Origin of the sequence: Erwinia sp. B116, assembly GCF_002865965.1 — a bacterium.
Classification (GTDB): Bacteria; Pseudomonadota; Gammaproteobacteria; order Enterobacterales; family Enterobacteriaceae; genus Erwinia.
This window is the reverse complement of record NZ_JRZZ01000038.1, coordinates 18,233-34,765: the sequence shown is the minus strand read 5'-3', so window position 1 is coordinate 34,765 and position 16,533 is coordinate 18,233. Positions and strand designations below refer to the sequence as shown.

At 59.6% G+C, this 16,533-nt stretch carries 17 protein-coding genes, 1 pseudogene and 1 other annotated feature; of the genes and pseudogenes, 12 read left to right on the top strand and 6 right to left on the bottom strand.

Features of this window, described 5'->3' with window-relative positions:
- A pseudogene (locus NV64_RS19135) lies at positions 1 to 295 on the top strand (FAD-binding oxidoreductase); the annotation flags it as partial.
- 117 nt (positions 296 to 412) lie between these two features.
- Here NV64_RS19135 and NV64_RS19130 read toward each other — a convergent pair.
- Positions 413 to 1,243 (bottom strand): SDR family oxidoreductase, encoded by an 831-nt coding sequence (locus NV64_RS19130; RefSeq protein WP_101506569.1) that lies wholly within the window; start codon positions 1,241 to 1,243, stop codon positions 413 to 415.
- A gap of 177 nt (positions 1,244 to 1,420) precedes the next feature.
- On the opposite strand from NV64_RS19130, the gene hisL reads away from it, so the two are divergent.
- The 11 genes from hisL (at position 1,421) to NV64_RS19075 (ending at position 10,919) form a co-directional block, all read left to right on the top strand.
- Entirely contained in the window at positions 1,421 to 1,468 is a 48-nt protein-coding gene (gene hisL / locus NV64_RS19125; RefSeq protein WP_100396937.1) for a his operon leader peptide, read from the top strand.
- Positions 1,444 to 1,566, top strand: a sequence feature (His leader region). (Overlaps the previous gene by 25 nt.)
- An 88-nt stretch (positions 1,567 to 1,654) precedes the next feature.
- Positions 1,655 to 2,554 (top strand): ATP phosphoribosyltransferase, encoded by a 900-nt coding sequence (gene hisG / locus NV64_RS19120; protein WP_056233224.1) that lies wholly within the window; start codon positions 1,655 to 1,657, stop codon positions 2,552 to 2,554.
- A gap of 4 nt (positions 2,555 to 2,558) precedes the next feature.
- Positions 2,559 to 3,863 (top strand): histidinol dehydrogenase, encoded by a 1,305-nt coding sequence (gene hisD / locus NV64_RS19115; RefSeq protein WP_101506568.1) that lies wholly within the window; start codon positions 2,559 to 2,561, stop codon positions 3,861 to 3,863.
- Entirely contained in the window at positions 3,863 to 4,951 is a 1,089-nt protein-coding gene (hisC, locus tag NV64_RS19110) for a histidinol-phosphate transaminase (protein WP_056233227.1), read from the top strand. Before hisD ends, hisC begins: the two co-directional genes overlap by 1 nt.
- Entirely contained in the window at positions 4,948 to 6,015 is a 1,068-nt protein-coding gene (gene hisB, locus NV64_RS19105) for a bifunctional histidinol-phosphatase/imidazoleglycerol-phosphate dehydratase HisB (protein ID WP_056233229.1), read from the top strand. The genes hisC and hisB overlap by 4 nt, the downstream gene beginning before the upstream one ends.
- Positions 6,015 to 6,605 carry an imidazole glycerol phosphate synthase subunit HisH gene (hisH, locus tag NV64_RS19100; RefSeq protein WP_056233231.1) on the top strand — a complete coding sequence of 197 codons (591 nt, stop codon included), beginning with the start codon at positions 6,015 to 6,017 and terminating at the stop codon, positions 6,603 to 6,605. The genes hisB and hisH overlap by 1 nt, the downstream gene beginning before the upstream one ends.
- A 5-nt stretch (positions 6,606 to 6,610) precedes the next feature.
- Entirely contained in the window at positions 6,611 to 7,348 is a 738-nt protein-coding gene (gene hisA / locus NV64_RS19095; protein WP_056233233.1) for a 1-(5-phosphoribosyl)-5-[(5-phosphoribosylamino)methylideneamino]imidazole-4-carboxamide isomerase, read from the top strand.
- Entirely contained in the window at positions 7,330 to 8,106 is a 777-nt protein-coding gene (gene hisF / locus NV64_RS19090; RefSeq protein WP_056233235.1) for an imidazole glycerol phosphate synthase subunit HisF, read from the top strand. The genes hisA and hisF overlap by 19 nt, the downstream gene beginning before the upstream one ends.
- The gene (hisIE, locus tag NV64_RS19085) at positions 8,100 to 8,711 is read left to right on the top strand and encodes a bifunctional phosphoribosyl-AMP cyclohydrolase/phosphoribosyl-ATP diphosphatase HisIE (protein WP_101506566.1); all 612 of its coding nucleotides are present in this window, start codon (positions 8,100 to 8,102) and stop codon (positions 8,709 to 8,711) included. Before hisF ends, hisIE begins: the two co-directional genes overlap by 7 nt.
- Positions 8,712 to 8,953: 242 nt before the next feature.
- Positions 8,954 to 9,754, top strand: coding sequence for an ABC transporter substrate-binding protein (locus NV64_RS19080; RefSeq protein WP_101506565.1), 801 nt, complete (start codon positions 8,954 to 8,956; stop codon positions 9,752 to 9,754).
- Positions 9,755 to 9,803: 49 nt separating this feature from the next.
- Positions 9,804 to 10,919: a succinylglutamate desuccinylase/aspartoacylase family protein gene (locus NV64_RS19075; protein WP_101506564.1), complete on the top strand. Its 1,116-nt coding sequence runs from the start codon at positions 9,804 to 9,806 to the stop codon at positions 10,917 to 10,919.
- Positions 10,920 to 10,992: 73 nt separating this feature from the next.
- Here the strand turns inward: NV64_RS19075 and wzzB are convergent, their stop codons facing one another.
- The 5 genes from wzzB to NV64_RS19050 all read right to left on the bottom strand — a co-directional run bounded on the left by wzzB (position 10,993) and on the right by NV64_RS19050 (position 16,533).
- Positions 10,993 to 12,003, bottom strand: a complete 1,011-nt coding sequence (gene wzzB / locus NV64_RS19070) for an LPS O-antigen chain length determinant protein WzzB (protein WP_101506563.1) — start codon at positions 12,001 to 12,003, stop codon at positions 10,993 to 10,995.
- Positions 12,004 to 12,159: 156 nt separating this feature from the next.
- Positions 12,160 to 13,566, bottom strand: coding sequence for an NADP-dependent phosphogluconate dehydrogenase (gene gndA / locus NV64_RS19065; protein ID WP_056233244.1), 1,407 nt, complete (start codon positions 13,564 to 13,566; stop codon positions 12,160 to 12,162).
- A 258-nt stretch (positions 13,567 to 13,824) separates the two neighbouring features.
- Positions 13,825 to 14,958, bottom strand: coding sequence for a glycosyltransferase family 4 protein (locus tag NV64_RS19060; protein ID WP_101506562.1), 1,134 nt, complete (start codon positions 14,956 to 14,958; stop codon positions 13,825 to 13,827).
- Entirely contained in the window at positions 14,951 to 15,685 is a 735-nt protein-coding gene (locus NV64_RS19055; RefSeq protein WP_101506561.1) for a glycosyltransferase, read from the bottom strand. The genes NV64_RS19060 and NV64_RS19055 overlap by 8 nt, the downstream gene beginning before the upstream one ends.
- Entirely contained in the window at positions 15,682 to 16,533 is an 852-nt protein-coding gene (locus NV64_RS19050; RefSeq protein WP_158239910.1) for a glycosyltransferase, read from the bottom strand. The genes NV64_RS19055 and NV64_RS19050 overlap by 4 nt, the downstream gene beginning before the upstream one ends.

Below are 16,533 nucleotides of genomic sequence, written 5' to 3'. Positions count from 1 at the left end.
CGTAAAATTTGATTACGCCTGGAGCGGCAACTTCCTGCTGACGCTGTCGCGCATGCCGCAGTTCAGCCGGCTGGAGAACGGCGTGTACGCTATGCAGGGCGACAGCGGCCACGGCGTTACCCTTACCCACCTGGCCGGCAGGCTGATCGCCGAAGCGCTCAGAGGCGACGCAGAGCGCTTCGACGCCTTCGCTGGCCTGCCCCATCTGCCGTTCCCCGGTGGGCGCCGCCTGCGCGTACCGCTGACCGCCATCGGCGCGGCCTGGTATGCGCTGCGCGACCGGCTGGGGGTATGACGCCGCATCACCACCCGCCCGGCACCAGGCCGGGCCAGCCGGTGCGCAGCGGGTGACCGGCTGCATGAATGGTCGTGCTGCTCCGCAACCGGGCGCGGCGCTGACGCCGTACGCAGTTCAGGCCAGCGGCATTTTGCCCGGATCGGGGTAGCGATAGCTGAAGCCCAGTTCGCGGCAGATTTTGCTGCCGTCGATCAGCTTGCCACCGTTGTGGGTGGCGCTATCGGCAACAAAGGTCGGCGGCGTCAGCCCCAGCTGGCGGGCCACTTCCGGGTAGAACTGCTGGCGGGCGGGGTGTAGCGGCGCGCTGAGGTTGTAGATGCGCCCGCCGCCCGGCGTGGTCAGCAGCAGGCGGATGGCCTCAACCACATCTTCCAGGTGCACCAGGTTAACCCCTTGTGCGCCGTTGCTCAGCCCCTCTTTGCCGGCGAGGAAGCGCCCCGGATGGCGCGCGGGGCCGACCAGCCCGGCCAGCCGCAGAATATCGACGGAGGTATTTGGCAGCTGATGAAGCCAGCTCTCCAGATCCTGCAGCGTGTGCCCGGCCACCGTCACCGGCGTTAACGGGCTGTTTTCATCGGTCAACCCCGGCCGGTCGCCGTACACCGAAGTCGAACTGGTAAACACCAGGTGCGGCACCCCCGCCGCCAGCGCGCTGTCCACCAGCTGCTGCACCGCCAGCAGGTAGTTTTCACCGCCGGCGGCCGTACGACTGGCCGGCAGGGTAATCACCAGCGCGTCGACGTCGAGCAGCGCCGCCAGATCGTCCGCCTCGCAGACGATCTCCGGGTTCAGCGACAGCTGATAGCCGTCAATGCCACACATGCGTGCCGCCTCCACGCCGTCCGCCGTGGTTTTGCTGCCGCTCACCAGCCAGCCCGTCGCCGTCAGCGACAACGCCAGCGGCATGCCCAGCCATCCAAGCCCTACTATCGCGACCTTTTTCATCCTGGCTCCTGTGATTTTCGCCGTTGCCCGTTCAGGCTACGCCAGCCACCGCCGGGTGACAACCGACAGTTGATGAGAGAATCTTTCCGCCGTTAACAAAAAAGGGTTGCGCGGGGACGCTATTCTGGGTAGGTTATTTGTCACGATATGAATAGACATTCATGCAAAGAGATTACTATGACCCGCGTTCAGTTTAACCATCATCACCACCATCACCCTGACTAGTCTTTCAGGCGATGTGTGCTGGGAGACGTTCAGGATCTTCCAGCGGTGCAGAACGCGAACTCAGCCCCCGGAAGATCACCTTCCGGGGGCTTTTTTTTTGATTTAAATCGCCGCCAGAACGCAGAGTCAAGACGTTGAGCGCGAAGCAAACACCACAAGATCAGACAGGAAAAGGAAGATTAACCGATGTTAGATAACACCCGTTTACGCATAGCTATGCAGAAATCAGGCCGTTTAAGCGATGATTCACGCGAATTACTCGCCCGCTGCGGTATCAAAATCAACTTACAGCAGCAGCGCCTGATCGCCTTCGCCGAGAACATGCCGATTGATATTCTGCGCGTGCGCGATGACGATATTCCCGGCCTGGTGATGGACGGCGTGGTTGACCTCGGTATTATTGGTGAGAACGTGCTGGAAGAGGAGCTGCTGACCCGCCGCTCCCAGGGCGAGGATCCGCGTTACACCACCCTGCGCCGCCTTGATTTTGGCGGCTGCCGCCTGTCGCTGGCGATGTCGGTCGATGACGAATACACCGGCCCCGAGTGCCTGCACAACACCCGCATCGCCACCTCTTATCCGCACCTGCTGAAAAAGTACCTCGATGAGAAAGGCGTCAGCTTCAAATCCTGCCTGCTGAACGGCTCAGTTGAAGTTGCTCCACGTGCCGGCCTGGCCGACGCGATCTGCGATCTGGTCTCCACCGGTGCCACGCTGGAGGCCAACGGCCTGCGTGAAGTGGAAGTGATCTACCGCTCGAAAGCCTGCCTGATCCAGCGCGACGGCGAAATGCCGGCCAACAAGCAGGAACTGATCGACAAAATGATGACCCGTATTCAGGGCGTGATTCAGGCGCGTGAGTCGAAGTACATCATGCTGCACGCGCCGAGCGACCGTCTGGAAGAGATCATCACCCTGCTGCCGGGCGCCGAACGCCCTACCGTGCTGCCGCTGGCCGGCGACAAGAGCCGCGTGGCGATGCACATGGTCAGCAGCGAAACGCTGTTCTGGGAGACCATGGAGAAGCTGAAGTCGCTGGGTGCCAGTTCAATTCTGGTGCTGCCGATTGAGAAGATGATGGAGTAAGCCGATGTCAATCGTGATGACCCCCGTAATCTGGCAGGAGTGCAGCGCAGAGCAGCAGCAGGCGCTGCTGCAGCGCCCGGCGCTGGCGGCTTCCGACAGCATCAGCAGCACGGTACGCGGCATCCTCGAGAAGGTGAAAGCCGAGGGCGACGACGCGCTGCGCTACTACAGCGCCACCTTTGATAAGACCGAGGTGGACCAGCTGCGCGTCAGCGAGCAGCAGATTGCCGACGCCGCTGCAAGGCTCGGCGATGAGATCAAACAGGCGATGGCGGTTGCGGTAGCGAATATCGATAAGTTCCACGTGGCGCAGCAGCTGCCGGTGGTGGATATCGAAACCCAGCCCGGCGTGCGCTGCCAGCAGATTACCCGTCCGGTGGCTTCGGTGGGCCTGTATATTCCCGGCGGCTCTGCGCCGCTGTTCTCCACGGTGCTGATGCTGGCCACCCCGGCGCGCATCGCCGGCTGTGGCCGCGTAGTGCTCTGTTCGCCGCCGCCGATCGCCGATGAGATCCTCTACGCCGCGCAGCTGTGCGGCGTGCAGGAGGTGTTCCAGGTGGGCGGCGCGCAGGCGATTGCCGCGCTGGCGCTCGGCACCGAGTCGGTGCCGAAAGTGGATAAAATCTTCGGGCCGGGCAACGCGTACGTTACCGAAGCCAAACGCCAGGTGAGCCAGCGTCTCGACGGCGCGGCGATCGATATGCCGGCCGGGCCGTCGGAAGTGCTGGTGATCGCCGATGAGGGTGCAACCCCGGATTTCGTCGCCTCTGACCTGCTGTCGCAGGCCGAGCACGGGCCGGATTCACAGGTGATCCTGCTGACCCCGTCGCTGGCGATGGCCGAAGCCGTGGCCGACGCCGTGGCCCGTCAGCTGCAGACCCTGCCGCGTGCGGCCACCGCCGCCAAAGCCCTCGAGAGCAGCCGCCTGATCGTGCTGCGCGACCTGGACGAGTGCGTGGCGATCAGCAACCGCTACGGGCCGGAGCATCTGATTATTCAGACCCGCCAGGCGCGCGATCTGGTCGACCGCATTACCAGCGCCGGGTCGGTGTTCCTCGGCGACTGGTCGCCGGAGTCGGCGGGCGACTACGCCTCCGGTACCAACCACGTGCTGCCGACCTACGGCTACACGGCGACCAGCTCCAGCCTCGGGCTGGCCGATTTCCAGAAGCGCATGACGGTGCAGGAGCTGACGCCCGCCGGGTTCCTCGGCCTCGCCGCCACCATTGAAACGCTGGCCGCCGCCGAACAGCTGGTCGCCCACAAGAATGCCGTTACGCTGCGCGTTGCCGCGCTGAAGGAGCAGTGATGAGTGCGATTGAGAACCTGGCCCGCGCCAACGTGCGCGCGCTGACCCCGTACCAGTCCGCGCGCCGCCTCGGCGGCAACGGCGACGTCTGGCTGAACGCCAATGAATACCCGCTGGCGGTGCCGTTTGAACTGAGCCAGCAGACGCTGAACCGCTACCCGGAGTGCCAGCCGAAGCTGGTGATCGAGCGTTACGCCGCCTACGCCGGGCTGAACGCCGACCAGGTGCTGGTGAGTCGCGGTGCCGATGAAGGCATCGAGCTGCTGATGCGCGCCTTCTGCGAGCCGGGCAAAGACGCGGTGCTGTTCTGCCCGCCGACCTACGGCATGTACAGCGTCAGCGCCGAAACCATCGGCATCGAGTACCGCACGGTTGAGGCCGGCGAAGACTGGCAGCTGAACCTGCCGGCCATCGCCGACCAGCTGGACGGTGTTAAGCTGGTCTACGTCTGCAGCCCGAACAATCCGACCGGCAATCTGGTCAACCCGGACGACATCCGTCAGCTGCTGGAGATGACCCGCGGTAAAGCGCTGGTGGTGGCCGATGAAGCCTATATTGAGTTCTGCCCGCAGGCCTCGCTGAGCGGCTGGCTGAAGGACTATCCGCACCTGGTGGTGCTGCGCACGCTGTCGAAAGCCTTTGCGCTGGCAGGCCTGCGCTGCGGCTTTACCCTGGCCAGCGCCGAGGTGATCGCGCTGCTGATGAAGGTGATCGCCCCTTACCCGCTCTCCACCCCGGTGGCGGATATCGCCGGCCAGGCGCTGAGCGACCAGGGCATTGCGCTGATGCGCGAGCACGTGGCGCAGCTGATTGCCAACCGTGAACAGCTGATTGCCGACCTGCGCACCCTCGATATCGTCGAGCAGGTGTTCAGCAGCGACACCAACTATATTCTGGCGCGCTTCGCGGCCTCCAGCGCGGTGTTTAAATCGCTGTGGGACCAGGGCATTATTCTGCGTGACCAAAACAAACAGCCGGGTCTGGCCGGATGCCTGCGCATCTCCATCGGTACCCGTGAAGAGTGCGACCGCGTGGTCGCCGCCCTTAAAAACCTGCCCGGTGCTGCCGGGTCGACGGAGCAAGCATGAGTCAGAAAGTCCTTTTTATCGATCGCGATGGCACCATCATCTCTGAGCCGCCGGAAGATTATCAGGTTGACCGCATGGACAAGCTGGCGTTTGAGCCGGACGTGATCCCGGCCCTGCTGGCGCTGCAGACCGCCGGCTTTAAGCTGGTGATGATCACCAACCAGGACGGACTGGGCACCGACAGCTTCCCGCAGGCTGACTTCGACGGCCCGCACGATCTGATGATGCAGATCCTCAGCTCGCAGGGCGTGAAGTTTGACGAGGTGCTGATCTGCCCGCACAAGCCGGAAGACGGCTGCGACTGCCGCAAGCCGAAGACGAAAATGGTCGAAGCCTGGCTGGCCGAAGGCGCGCTGGACACCGCCAGCAGCTATGTGATCGGCGACCGCGCCACCGACGTGCAGCTGGCGGAAAACATGGGCATTACCGGCCTGCTGTACGGCAAAGACGGCGTGAGCTGGAGCAGCATTCAGCAGCAGCTGACAAAGCGCGACCGCTACGCGCTGGTTAACCGCAATACCAAAGAGACGCAGATTAAGGTGGAAGTGTGGCTGGATCGTGAAGGTGACAGCAGGATCAACACCGGCGTCGGCTTCTTTGACCATATGCTCGATCAGATCTGCACCCACGGCGGTTTCCGTATGAACATCGACGTTAAGGGCGACCTGTACATCGACGATCACCACACCGTGGAAGACACCGGCCTGGCGCTGGGCGAGGCGCTGCTGAAGGCGCTGGGCGACAAGCGCGGCATCGGCCGTTTTGGCTTCGTGCTGCCGATGGACGAGTGCCTGGCGCGCTGCGCGCTGGACATCTCCGGCCGCCCGCACCTCGAATATAAAGCCGAGTTCAGCTACCAGCGCGTCGGCGACCTGAGCACCGAGATGGTCGAGCACTTCTTTAGCTCGCTCTCCTACTCGATGGCCAGCACCCTGCACCTGCGTACCAAAGGCAAAAACGACCACCACCGCGTCGAAAGCCTGTTTAAAGCCTTCGGCCGCACCCTGCGCCAGGCGATCCGCGTGGAGGGTAACACCCTGCCCAGCTCGAAAGGAGTGCTGTAATGGACGTGGTGATCCTCGATACCGGCTGCGCTAACCTGTCGTCGGTGAAGTGGGCGATCCAGCGGCTGGGCTACGACCCGCAGGTCAGCCGCGAAGCCGATATCGTGCTCAACGCCGATAAGCTGTTTCTGCCGGGCGTCGGCACCGCCCAGGCGGCGATGGATCAGCTGCGCGAGCGCAATCTGATCGAGCTGATCAAAGCCTGTACCCAGCCGGTGCTGGGGATCTGCCTCGGCATGCAGCTGCTCGGCTCCGGCAGCGATGAGAGCGGCGGCGTGCCGACGCTCGGTATCATCGACCAGTCGGTGGATAAGATGCAGGACCTGGGCCTGCCGCTGCCGCATATGGGCTGGAACCAGATCACTTCGCAGGCGGGCAACCACCTGTTCCGCGGCATTGACGACGGCGCCTACTTCTACTTCGTGCACGGCTACGCGATGCCGGTGAACGCGCACACCATCGCCCAGTGCAACTATGGTGAAGCCTTTACCGCCGCGGTGCAGAAAGATAACTTCTTTGGCGTGCAGTTCCACCCCGAACGCTCCGGTGCCGCCGGCGCGCAGCTGCTGAAAAACTTCCTGGAGATGTAACCGGCATGATTATTCCGGCGTTAGATTTAATTGATGGCAAGGTGGTGCGGCTGCATCAGGGTGATTACGGCCAGCAGCGCGACTACGGCAGCGATCCGCTGCCGCGCCTGCAGGCGTACGAGGCGCAGGGCGCACAGCTGCTGCACCTGGTGGATCTGACCGGCGCGAAAGACCCGGCGGCGCGGCAGATCCCGCTGCTGACCCGCCTGCTGGCGGGCGTCAGCGTGCCGGTGCAGGTTGGCGGCGGCATCCGCACCGCACAGGACGTGGAGGCGCTGCTGAATGCCGGCGCCAGCCGCGTGGTGGTCGGCTCCACCGCGGTGAAGCAGCCGGAAGAGGTGCAGCGCTGGTTTAAGCAGTACGGCGCGGAAGCGATCGTGCTGGCGCTGGACGTGCGCATTGATGCGAACAACCGCAAAGAGGTGGCGATCAGCGGCTGGCAGGAAGCCGGCGGCATCACCCTGGAAGAGGTGATTGAACAGTTCCTGCCGTTCGGCCTGAAGCACGTGCTGTGCACCGATATTTCGCGTGACGGCACGCTCAGCGGCTCTAACGTGGCGCTGTATCAGGAAGTGTCCGCACGCTTCCCGCAGATCGCGTTCCAGTCTTCCGGCGGCATCGGTTCGCTGGACGACATCGCCGCCCTGCGCGGCAGCGGCGCGCAGGGGGTGATCGTCGGTCGCGCCCTGCTGGAAGAGAAATTCACTACCGCGGAGGCAATCTCATGCTGGCAAAACGGATAATCCCCTGCCTCGACGTGCGCGACGGCCAGGTGGTCAAAGGCGTGCAGTTCCGCAATCACGAAATCATCGGCGATATCGTGCCGCTGGCGCAGCGCTATGCCCAGGAAGGCGCGGACGAGCTGGTATTTTATGATATCACCGCCTCGTCCGACGGCCGCGTGGTCGACAAGAGCTGGATCTCGCGCGTGGCGGAAGTGATTGATATCCCGTTCTGCGTGGCGGGCGGCATTAAGTCGGTGGAAGACGCGGCGCTGCTGCTATCTTACGGCGCGGATAAAATCTCGATCAACTCCCCGGCGCTGGCCGACCCGGAGCTGATCACCCGGCTGGCGGACCGCTTTGGCGTGCAGTGCATCGTGGTCGGTATTGATACCTGGTACGATGCGGAGACCGGCAAATACCACGTCAATCAGTACACCGGCGATGAGAGCCGTACCCGCGTAACCCAGTGGGAAACCCTCGACTGGGTGCAGGAAGTGCAGAAACGCGGTGCCGGTGAAATCGTACTGAATATGATGAACCAGGACGGCGTGCGTAACGGCTACGACCTGCTGCAGCTGCAGAAGGTACGTGCAGCGTGCAAGGTGCCGCTGATCGCCTCCGGCGGTGCCGGCACCATGGAGCACTTCCATGAAGCGTTCCGCGATGCCGACGTGGACGGCGCGCTGGCCGCGTCCGTATTCCATAAACAGATTATCAATATCGGTGAACTGAAAGCGTTCCTGATTGAACAAGGTGTGGAGATCCGCGCGTGTTAACAGAACAACAGCTGGCCCGGCTGGACTGGGTAAAAACGGACGGCATGATGCCGGCCATCGTGCAGCACGCCGTGTCCGGTGAAGTATTGATGCACGGTTATATGAATCAGGACGCGCTGGAGAAAACCCTGGCCACCGGTAAGGTGACCTTCTGGTCACGTACCAAACAGCGCCTGTGGACCAAGGGTGAAACCTCTGAGCACTTCCTTAACGTGGTCAGCATCACCCCGGACTGCGATAACGACACGCTGCTGCTGCTGGTTAACCCGGTGGGGCCTACCTGCCACCTCGGCACGTCCAGCTGCTTCTCGCCGGCGGCGGCGGACTGGACCTTCCTTTACCAGCTGGAGCAGCTGCTGGCCGAACGCAAGCACGCTGACCCGGAAAGCTCTTATACCGCGAAGCTGTACGCCAGCGGCACCAAGCGCATCGCGCAGAAGGTTGGTGAAGAGGGCGTGGAGACCGCGCTGGCGGCCACGGTGAACGACCGTCACGAGCTGACCAATGAAGCCTCTGACCTGATCTATCACCTGCTGGTGCTGCTGCAGGATCAGGATCTGAACCTGTCGACGATTATTGAGAATCTGCGTCAGCGTCATAAGTAATCCTGTGGGGCGCGTTCTGCGCCCCGCTTTTTTGCCATCGCCGGCAAGAGCCTGGCCCCCCTTCCCCCCTGCTCTCCACTCAACGGGTTAACGCCCGGCGACGTTCCTGCGGCTGCCGAACCGATGGCGGTACCAGCGCGAGCCGCCGTTCAACATGCATTTTGCGCATAAAGGGTTTTCAGCACTGCCGCCAGCGGTTACTCTGTCTGGCCGTATCAAAGAGTCTGAGAATAATAGCAATTATGGCAAACACATCACTGACAACCCGTCTGCGCCAGGCCGCAGCCCTCTCCCTGCTGGCCGTCTGTTCCTTCGGCGCACAGGCCAAAATCGATCAGATCCGCTTCGCCGTCGACCCGACCTACCCGCCGTTTGAGTCAAAAACCGCCGACGGCAAGCTGGTCGGTTTTGATATCGACCTTGGCAACGCGCTGTGCGCACAGCTGCAGGCGAAGTGCGTCTGGGTGGAGAGCCAGTTCGACGGTATTATCCCGGCGCTGAAGGCACGTAAGTTCGACGCCATCCTCTCCGATATGGGCATCACCGAAGAGCGTCTGAAACAGATCGACTTCAGCGTACCGCTGTATGACACCCACGCGCAGCTGATCGCCCGTAAAGGCAGCGGCGTGCTGCCGACCGCCGAATCGCTGAAGGGTAAAACCGTTGGCGTGCAGCAGGGGACGGTGCAGGAGCGCTACGCGCTGGCAAAATGGCAGCCGCACGGCGTTAACGTGGTGCCTTACGGTGATCAGGCGCAGGTGGAGAGCGACCTGGTTGCCGGCCGCCTTGACGTGGTGTTTACCGACGCCGCCCAGGCCGCGATTGGCTTCCTGAAGCAGCCGCAGGGGCAGGACTTTGCGCTGGCCGGCCCGATTGTCGAAGATCCGATTATCGGCCCGGGCACCGCGATTGGCCTGCGTAAGGGCGATACCGAGCTGAAAAATGCTATCGACGGTGCCTTTGCCGAGATCAAGAAAAACGGCACCTTCGACACCATCCAGAAGAAGTACTTCGCCACCGACATCTCTATCCAGCAGAAGTAATCTGCCGGCCGCGCCCCGCGCGCGGCCTTTTCTTACCTGAAGGCTCTCTATGCAACAACGCCATCATCCGCTGCTCAGCGCCTCGCTGGGGACGCAGCGCGACATTATCAGCTACCACTTTGGCGAGCCCGGCGCGCGTCAGGTCTATATCCAGGCCGGGCTGCACGGCGACGAACTGCCGGGCGTTACCGTCGCCTGGTACCTGAAAAACAAGCTGCAGGCGATGGAAGCCGCCGGCCGCGTCGCCGCGCAGATTACCCTGGTGCCGGTGGCGAACCCGATCGCCCTCGGCCAGCACCTGCACGGCACCCACCTCGGGCGTTTTCACCTGCCGTCGGGACAGGACTTTAACCGGCAGTATCCGTTACCGGGCAAAGCCATCGCCGCCCTGCTGGCCCCGGTACTGACCCAGGACGTGGAGCAGAACCGCCAGCTGATCCGCCAGGCAATCAGCGACTGGTTCAGCCAGCAGCCGCCGCTCACCGAGCTGGACTCGCAGCGCCAGGTGCTGATGCAGATGGCCTGCCAGGCCGATCTGATGATCGACCTGCACTGCGACTGGGAGTCGCTGCCGCACCTCTACACCACCCCGCAGGCCTGGCCCGCCATCGAACCGCTGGCGCGCTACCTCGGCAGCCGGGTACAGCTGATTGCCGAGATCTCCGGCGGCGAGCCGTTTGATGAGGCCTGCGCCGAACTGTGGAACAGCCTTAATCGCGAGCTGGGCGACCGTTTCCCGCTGCCGCCGGGCCTGCTGCCGGTGACGCTGGAGCTGCGCGGCGCGCGCGACGTCAGCCACGCGCTGGCCGAACAGGACGCCGATGCCATCCTTAACGCGCTGACCCACGCCGGGTATCTGTCGGGCAGCGCCCCGCCGCTGCCGCCGCTGGAGAACCCGCCGGTACCGCTGGCCGGCTGTGAATACCTCTCTGCACCGCATGCCGGGGTGATCCTGCACCGCCGTGAGGTGGGCGAATGGATCGCGCCCGGTGAGGTGGTGGCCGAGATCCTCGATCCGCTCAGCGACAGGCTGACCCCGCTGGTTGCCGAATTCGGCGGGTGGCTCTATGCCCGCCACTGGGTACGTTTCGCCACCGCCGGGATGCTGGTGACCCGGCTGGCCGGCGGCAACGCCGAACGCGAAGGTCCGCTGCTGGTGCCATAAGCGGCCACCAAACAAAAAAGGGCTTCCCATCACGGGAAGCCCTTTTTGCGTACAGCACCCTTTCAGGCGATGGTTATTTTCCGCGCAGACGATACTGGCGGCTGGCAAAGCGGCCGATGACCACGGCAGAACCGAGTACGGCACCGAACACCAGCGCGAGAAGCAGCGTCAGCGAACGCTTAGGGCTGTCACGGCGGAACGGGGTATCGGGCTGAGAGATAAAGCGGAACGACTGCAAATTATCCACCTGAATTTTCAGATGTGTCAGAGAGAGCAGCGCACGCTGAGTTTCGTAATAGAGATCGTTAAAAGTCAGCGGTCGGGTATCTTCATTCGCTATCATCGCCTTCAGCGATGAGACGCCAAGCAGATACAGCGTGTCATCCGACAGGAATTCCGCCTGGCTGAGCTGGGAGTGGGTAATGTTAGCCTCTTCCGCTATTTTCAGCGATTGTCTGATCACCGCCATACGCTGCTCTTTCTTATCCAGCGCGACCTGTTTCTGCGCTGCCAGCGAGTCTGAAAGCTCGCGGGTTTTAACACTCAGACTGCGACGAATATCGGCACCATAATCTTCGACGACGTCATCATTCACTTTACTGATATAGCCGTTAAGCGCTTTTTTCGCCTCTTCTGCTGAACCGGCAACAAAGGCAAACCGCAGCGAATCATTGCTGTTCTGTGAGACGGGCTCAACGGTCAGAGACTGTGGCTCGCCCTGATTTTTCAGTTCGCTGGCAAGCGCGCTCATCGATGCGCTGAAGCGGTCGAACAACTGTTGCTGGAGCTCGCCCAGAGCAGGTTTATCTCTGGGGTTCTGTTCATAGAGCACGCTGAGCGCTGCATTATAGTTAGCAACCTGTCCGGCCGCGGGCAGCGTCACAATCGCGCTGGAGGTCCATTTCTCTTTAACCACCGCCAGATAGCCGCAGGCCAGCAACAGCGCTATCAGCATGGTGGACAGGATAATGATTTTTCCGCGCCATAGTTGAGCGATAACATCCAGCAAGTCCAGGTCATCCTGACGATAGGTCGAATCACGGGATGCAGCAGCATACCCGGACATTTGATTGTCTTGGTGCATAATTGATTATTCCAGCGAGAAAAAAGCCAACACGGCGAGCGTGCTTAGATGAAAAAAAGAGTAGAAAAGTTAAGGCGATAAAGCAGTGTATTCTGCATAAAAACGGAAAAATCAGGTAGAAAACCTCCCGCCGGACGGCGGGAGGTCAATGGCAGATTAGTCCAGCCACTCGGTGTGGAACACACCGTCTTTATCAATACGCTTGTAGGTGTGAGCACCGAAGTAGTCACGCTGCGCCTGAATCAGGTTAGCCGGCAGCACCGCTGAACGGTAGCTGTCGTAGTAAGCGATAGCGGCAGAGAAGGTCGGCGTAGGGATACCGTTCTGCACGGCATAGGCCACCACGTCACGCAGCGCCTGCTGGTATTCGTCGGCGATGTTCTTGAAGTACGGTGCCAGCAGCAGGTTAGCGATGTCGGCGTTGTCGGCGTACGCATCGGTGATCTTCTGCAGGAACTGGGCGCGGATGATGCAGCCCGCACGGAAGATCTTGGCGATCTCACCGTAGTTCAGGTCCCAGTTGTTCTCTTCAGAAGCGGCTTTCAGCTGAGAGAAGCCCTGTGCGTAAGAGACGATCTTACCCAGGTACAGTGCACGACGCACTTTCTCTTCGAACTCGGCTTTATCGCCAGACACCGGCTGCACGGCCGGGCCGCTCAGCACTTTAGATGCCGCAACGCGCTGAGTTTTCAGCGAGGAGAGGTAGCGGGCAAACACGGATTCGGTGATCAGTGACAGCGGCTCGCCGAGATCCAGTGAACTCTGGCTGGTCCATTTGCCGGTGCCTTTGTTGGCGGCTTCATCCAGAATGACGTCAACCAGGTAGTTACCCTCTTCGTCTTTCTTAGTGAAGATATCTTTGGTGATGTCGATCAGGTAGCTGCTCAGCTCGCCTTCGTTCCACTCGCTGAAGGTTTTCGCCAGCTCGTCGTTGCTCAGGTTCAGGGCATTTTTCAGCAGGGAGTAGGCTTCTGCGATCAGCTGCATATCACCGTATTCGATGCCGTTATGCACCATCTTCACGTAGTGACCCGCGCCATCCGGACCCATATAGGCGACACAGGCTTCGCCTTCGGCGCGTGCTGCGATCTGATCCAGAATCGGTGCTACCAGCTCGTAGGCTTCTTTCTGGCCGCCAGGCATGATTGACGGACCCTTCAGCGCGCCCTCTTCACCGCCGGAAACGCCGGTACCGATGAAGTTGAAGCCCTGCTCAGACAGCTCGCGGTTACGGCGAATGGTGTCTTTATAGAAGGTGTTACCACCGTCGATCAGAATGTCGCCCTTGTCCAGGTGAGGAGTCAGAGAGGCGATGGTTTTGTCGGTCGCTTCACCGGCCTGCACCATCAGAAGAATACGACGCGGTTTTTCCAGGGAGTCGACGAACTCTTCTACGGTGTAATGCGGAACCAGGTTCTTACCCGGGTTCTCAGCAACCACTTCGTCCGTCTTCTCACGCGAGCGGTTGAAGATAGAGACTGAATAGCCACGGCTCTCAATGTTGAGTGCCAGATTACGGCCCATAACAGCCATACCCACAACGCCGATCTGTTGCTTGGACATACCTACTCCTGTCTACGTGATGTTTCCTGCAGTAATGTGACTGCGGTCAATGTTCTAAACATGTTAACTCAGGTTTAGGTGCAGTGGGTAGTGATTGATGCGATAGATTTTGACTGAAAATGAAAGGCGATTTATCGACTAACACGCTCATTTTATGGGGGTTTAAAACGCATTCCGCCATTTTTTTTCTCAAAAAGCTATCACGATTCAGCCTCATCGACTGGAAAAACGGAACTGACACTTCCCCTGAGGAAACATTCATTCATCGGTATAGAGTTTCAGATACTGTTTCAGGCAGTTTGACAGAGGAAAATGCTCAATAACGTGCTGACGACCAAACCGACCAAATTCCGCAGCCAGTGAAGAGTCGGTCAGAATGCGATACAGGCAGTCTGCCTGGGCCGCGTAGTCATCGGCACTGCATATCAAACCCATTTTATTGGCGATCACCACCTCCGGGATGCCCTCGACATCAGAAGCGACGATGGGACGCGAGAACAGCGCAGCCTCGGTGAAGGTAAAACCGAATGCTTCGTAGAGAGAGGGGCAAAAAAACACGTCACAGCGTGCATAGAAGTGTTCAGGGTTGCCAATCCAGCCGTGGAACGTCACCTGTTGTTCAATGCCCAGTTCACGCACCAGTGCTTCACAATCTGCTCTGAGTTCACCATCGCCGACCATATCGAAATGCGCACCGGGCAGCTTACCCAGAAGGCAGGCAAACGCGCGGATAGCAGTCAGGGGGTTTTTCTGCGTATCGAGCCGGCCGACAAACAGGACCCGTTTTGCCGCTTTGCCTCCGTCAGCCTCAGATAACGAGGGAGTAACCGGCGCCTGGTTTATCCACTTCTCAGGATTAATGCCATTATAAATAAAGCAATTCTTTTTCCAGAAAAACGGGCGATAATAGCGAAGATAGAACTTATTGACCGATACGTTAACATGGCCAAATTGCAGAGCGAATGCTTCAAGACCGTAATAAAACACTCTCTTAAGCAGACTTTCGTGCTCATGAAAGGCAATGCCATGCACGGTATGAATGACCTTTTTAATTCCCGCAAGTCTGGCGGCAATACGGGCGATAACCCCGGGCTTTGTCGAATTGGTATGAACGATGTCAAAACGATAGCGACGAAATATCTGCCACAGCTCAAGGGTTGCAGCAAGATCGTGAGGCCCTGTAGATCGGCACAGGTGCTTTGCCCAAATGATTTTTACGCCGGCCTCGGTGAAGGCCTGAATAAACTCCTCCCGCTGCCCTTCCGCTACCTGCTCTGCCTCAGAGCAGATAAGATATTTTTCGTCAAAGGGCAGATCTTTCAGAATATGTAAAGAAAAGTTCTGTACGCCGGATAATTTCGGCATAACCTGGACATGCGCAATACTAGGCATTGACCATCCTTGTCAGCAGCGACAGCATAAGATCTTTACGATAAAGCAGTTTTGTTTTCAGACTGCGTTCGCTTTTGAACCCGCAATGCGTTACCGCGCTGCCGTGACGACGGTAAAGAATATAGGGCTGAGCCACGAATGTTACTTTTCCCCGCCAGCAGGCCATCAGGCCAAGCCACGTGTCATGGCCGATATCCCGGTCCGGGAACGGCAGCGCGCGGCGTAATACCTCGGCGCGAAAGGCCATACAGCATCCGTGGAAAGAGCTCTTCCACAGCGTGCGCAGCAGGCTCTTGCTGGGCGGGATGAATTCATACCAGGAGTTAATCAGCGTCTGATGGTTGTCATCAACCACTTTGCAGTCGCAGACCACCAGGTCAGCGCCACTCTGCAATTCGGCCACTGCGGCCGCAACGCGGCCCTCCAGCCACTCGTCGTCCTGGTCGGAGAGGAAAATAAATTCACCCTGTGCTTTCTCCAGCGCAGAGGAAAAACTGTTTTTCACCCGTGAAATGACGGGGGTGGCAGCCGGCAGCCAGTCACGCGAATGGCTGATAACCGTTACTCGTGGATCGTTAAACGCAGCAATAACCGCTAACGTACTGTCCTGACTGCCATCGTCGGAAATGATGACTTCATCATGCTCGTCCAGTTGTTTTAAAATACTCAGCAGCTGTTGGTGAATATAGTGTTCGCCGTTATAGGTGGCCATACATACTGAAATCATACTTCTTCACTTCTCCTGAAAATGTATCCTTTGATGAAAATCTTCAAGAAATCGAGATTACGGGTGCGCGCGGTCAGTTTTAGCATTCGCAGCGTCACAATCATCAAATACTGCAGGCTGTCGAGAGCAGAATCACGTTCGCAGCCCAGGGCACACTGGCAATAGAGTTTAAAACGACGCGCAAGCGCGGAAACATCGCGGGTGTCATTTGAAAAATCCTGCGTTGCGACAAAGTCGACAATACAGAATTGGGAATATTTTTTCCTTAAACGCTCGATAAACTGAAAATCGCTGAAGTCGAGGAAGGCGCGTTCATTATAGCCACCGACCTCCAGCAGTTTTTCAGTTGAAACCATCATACAGCTGTTGATGGGAGCCCAGTGCCGAAAGTCCGCTAAGCCACGGTGGACCTCTTTGGGCGAAAAGCCGCGATGGAAGCGGTACTCACAGGGTGAGCAGATCGCCCCTTGTTGAGTTTTAAGCACCGGGGCAAACAGCGGAAGCTGCGGATGCAACAGCATGGCATCACGATAACGTTCCAGGGCACCGTCCGGTAACAGGGTGTCCTGATCGAGCAACAGCAGCCAGTCGTAACCCTGTTCACTGGCGTAACGTGCGGCGGTGTTATAGGCACGGCTGACGCCGGAATTCTGCCGATCGTGATGATAGATAACCTCAACCGCTGCCGCGTCGGTGCCTGGCTGTTGAGGACTGGCAACGGGAGAATTATCATAAACGAAAATTTTATCGATCCCGAGCACACCGATATTCTGCGCCAGCAGAGAACAGACGCTCTGGCTGCCATTCAGCTTTGTTTTGTACAGAACAATAACGGGCAAAACTTTCAT

Bases quoted from the DNA above. Each gene is read 5' to 3' on its own strand.
- NV64_RS19060 (WP_101506562.1), bottom strand. From the start codon at position 14,958: ATGCCTAGTATTGCGCATGTCCAGGTTATGCCGAAATTATCCGGCGTA.
- hisB (WP_056233229.1), top strand. From the start codon at position 4,948: ATGAGTCAGAAAGTCCTTTTTATCGATCGCGATGGCACCATCATCTCT.
- NV64_RS19055 (WP_101506561.1), bottom strand. From the start codon at position 15,685: ATGATTTCAGTATGTATGGCCACCTATAACGGCGAACACTATATTCAC.
- NV64_RS19080 (WP_101506565.1), top strand. From the start codon at position 8,954: ATGGCAAACACATCACTGACAACCCGTCTGCGCCAGGCCGCAGCCCTC.
- hisH (WP_056233231.1), top strand. From the start codon at position 6,015: ATGGACGTGGTGATCCTCGATACCGGCTGCGCTAACCTGTCGTCGGTG.
- hisG (WP_056233224.1), top strand. From the start codon at position 1,655: ATGTTAGATAACACCCGTTTACGCATAGCTATGCAGAAATCAGGCCGT.
- NV64_RS19050 (WP_158239910.1), bottom strand. From the start codon at position 16,533: ATGAAAGTTTTGCCCGTTATTGTTCTGTACAAAACAAAGCTGAATGGC.
- hisF (WP_056233235.1), top strand. From the start codon at position 7,330: ATGCTGGCAAAACGGATAATCCCCTGCCTCGACGTGCGCGACGGCCAG.
- NV64_RS19130 (WP_101506569.1), bottom strand. From the start codon at position 1,243: ATGAAAAAGGTCGCGATAGTAGGGCTTGGATGGCTGGGCATGCCGCTG.
- hisD (WP_101506568.1), top strand. From the start codon at position 2,559: ATGTCAATCGTGATGACCCCCGTAATCTGGCAGGAGTGCAGCGCAGAG.
- gndA (WP_056233244.1), bottom strand. From the start codon at position 13,566: ATGTCCAAGCAACAGATCGGCGTTGTGGGTATGGCTGTTATGGGCCGT.
- hisC (WP_056233227.1), top strand. From the start codon at position 3,863: ATGAGTGCGATTGAGAACCTGGCCCGCGCCAACGTGCGCGCGCTGACC.
- NV64_RS19075 (WP_101506564.1), top strand. From the start codon at position 9,804: ATGCAACAACGCCATCATCCGCTGCTCAGCGCCTCGCTGGGGACGCAG.
- wzzB (WP_101506563.1), bottom strand. From the start codon at position 12,003: ATGCACCAAGACAATCAAATGTCCGGGTATGCTGCTGCATCCCGTGAT.
- hisA (WP_056233233.1), top strand. From the start codon at position 6,611: ATGATTATTCCGGCGTTAGATTTAATTGATGGCAAGGTGGTGCGGCTG.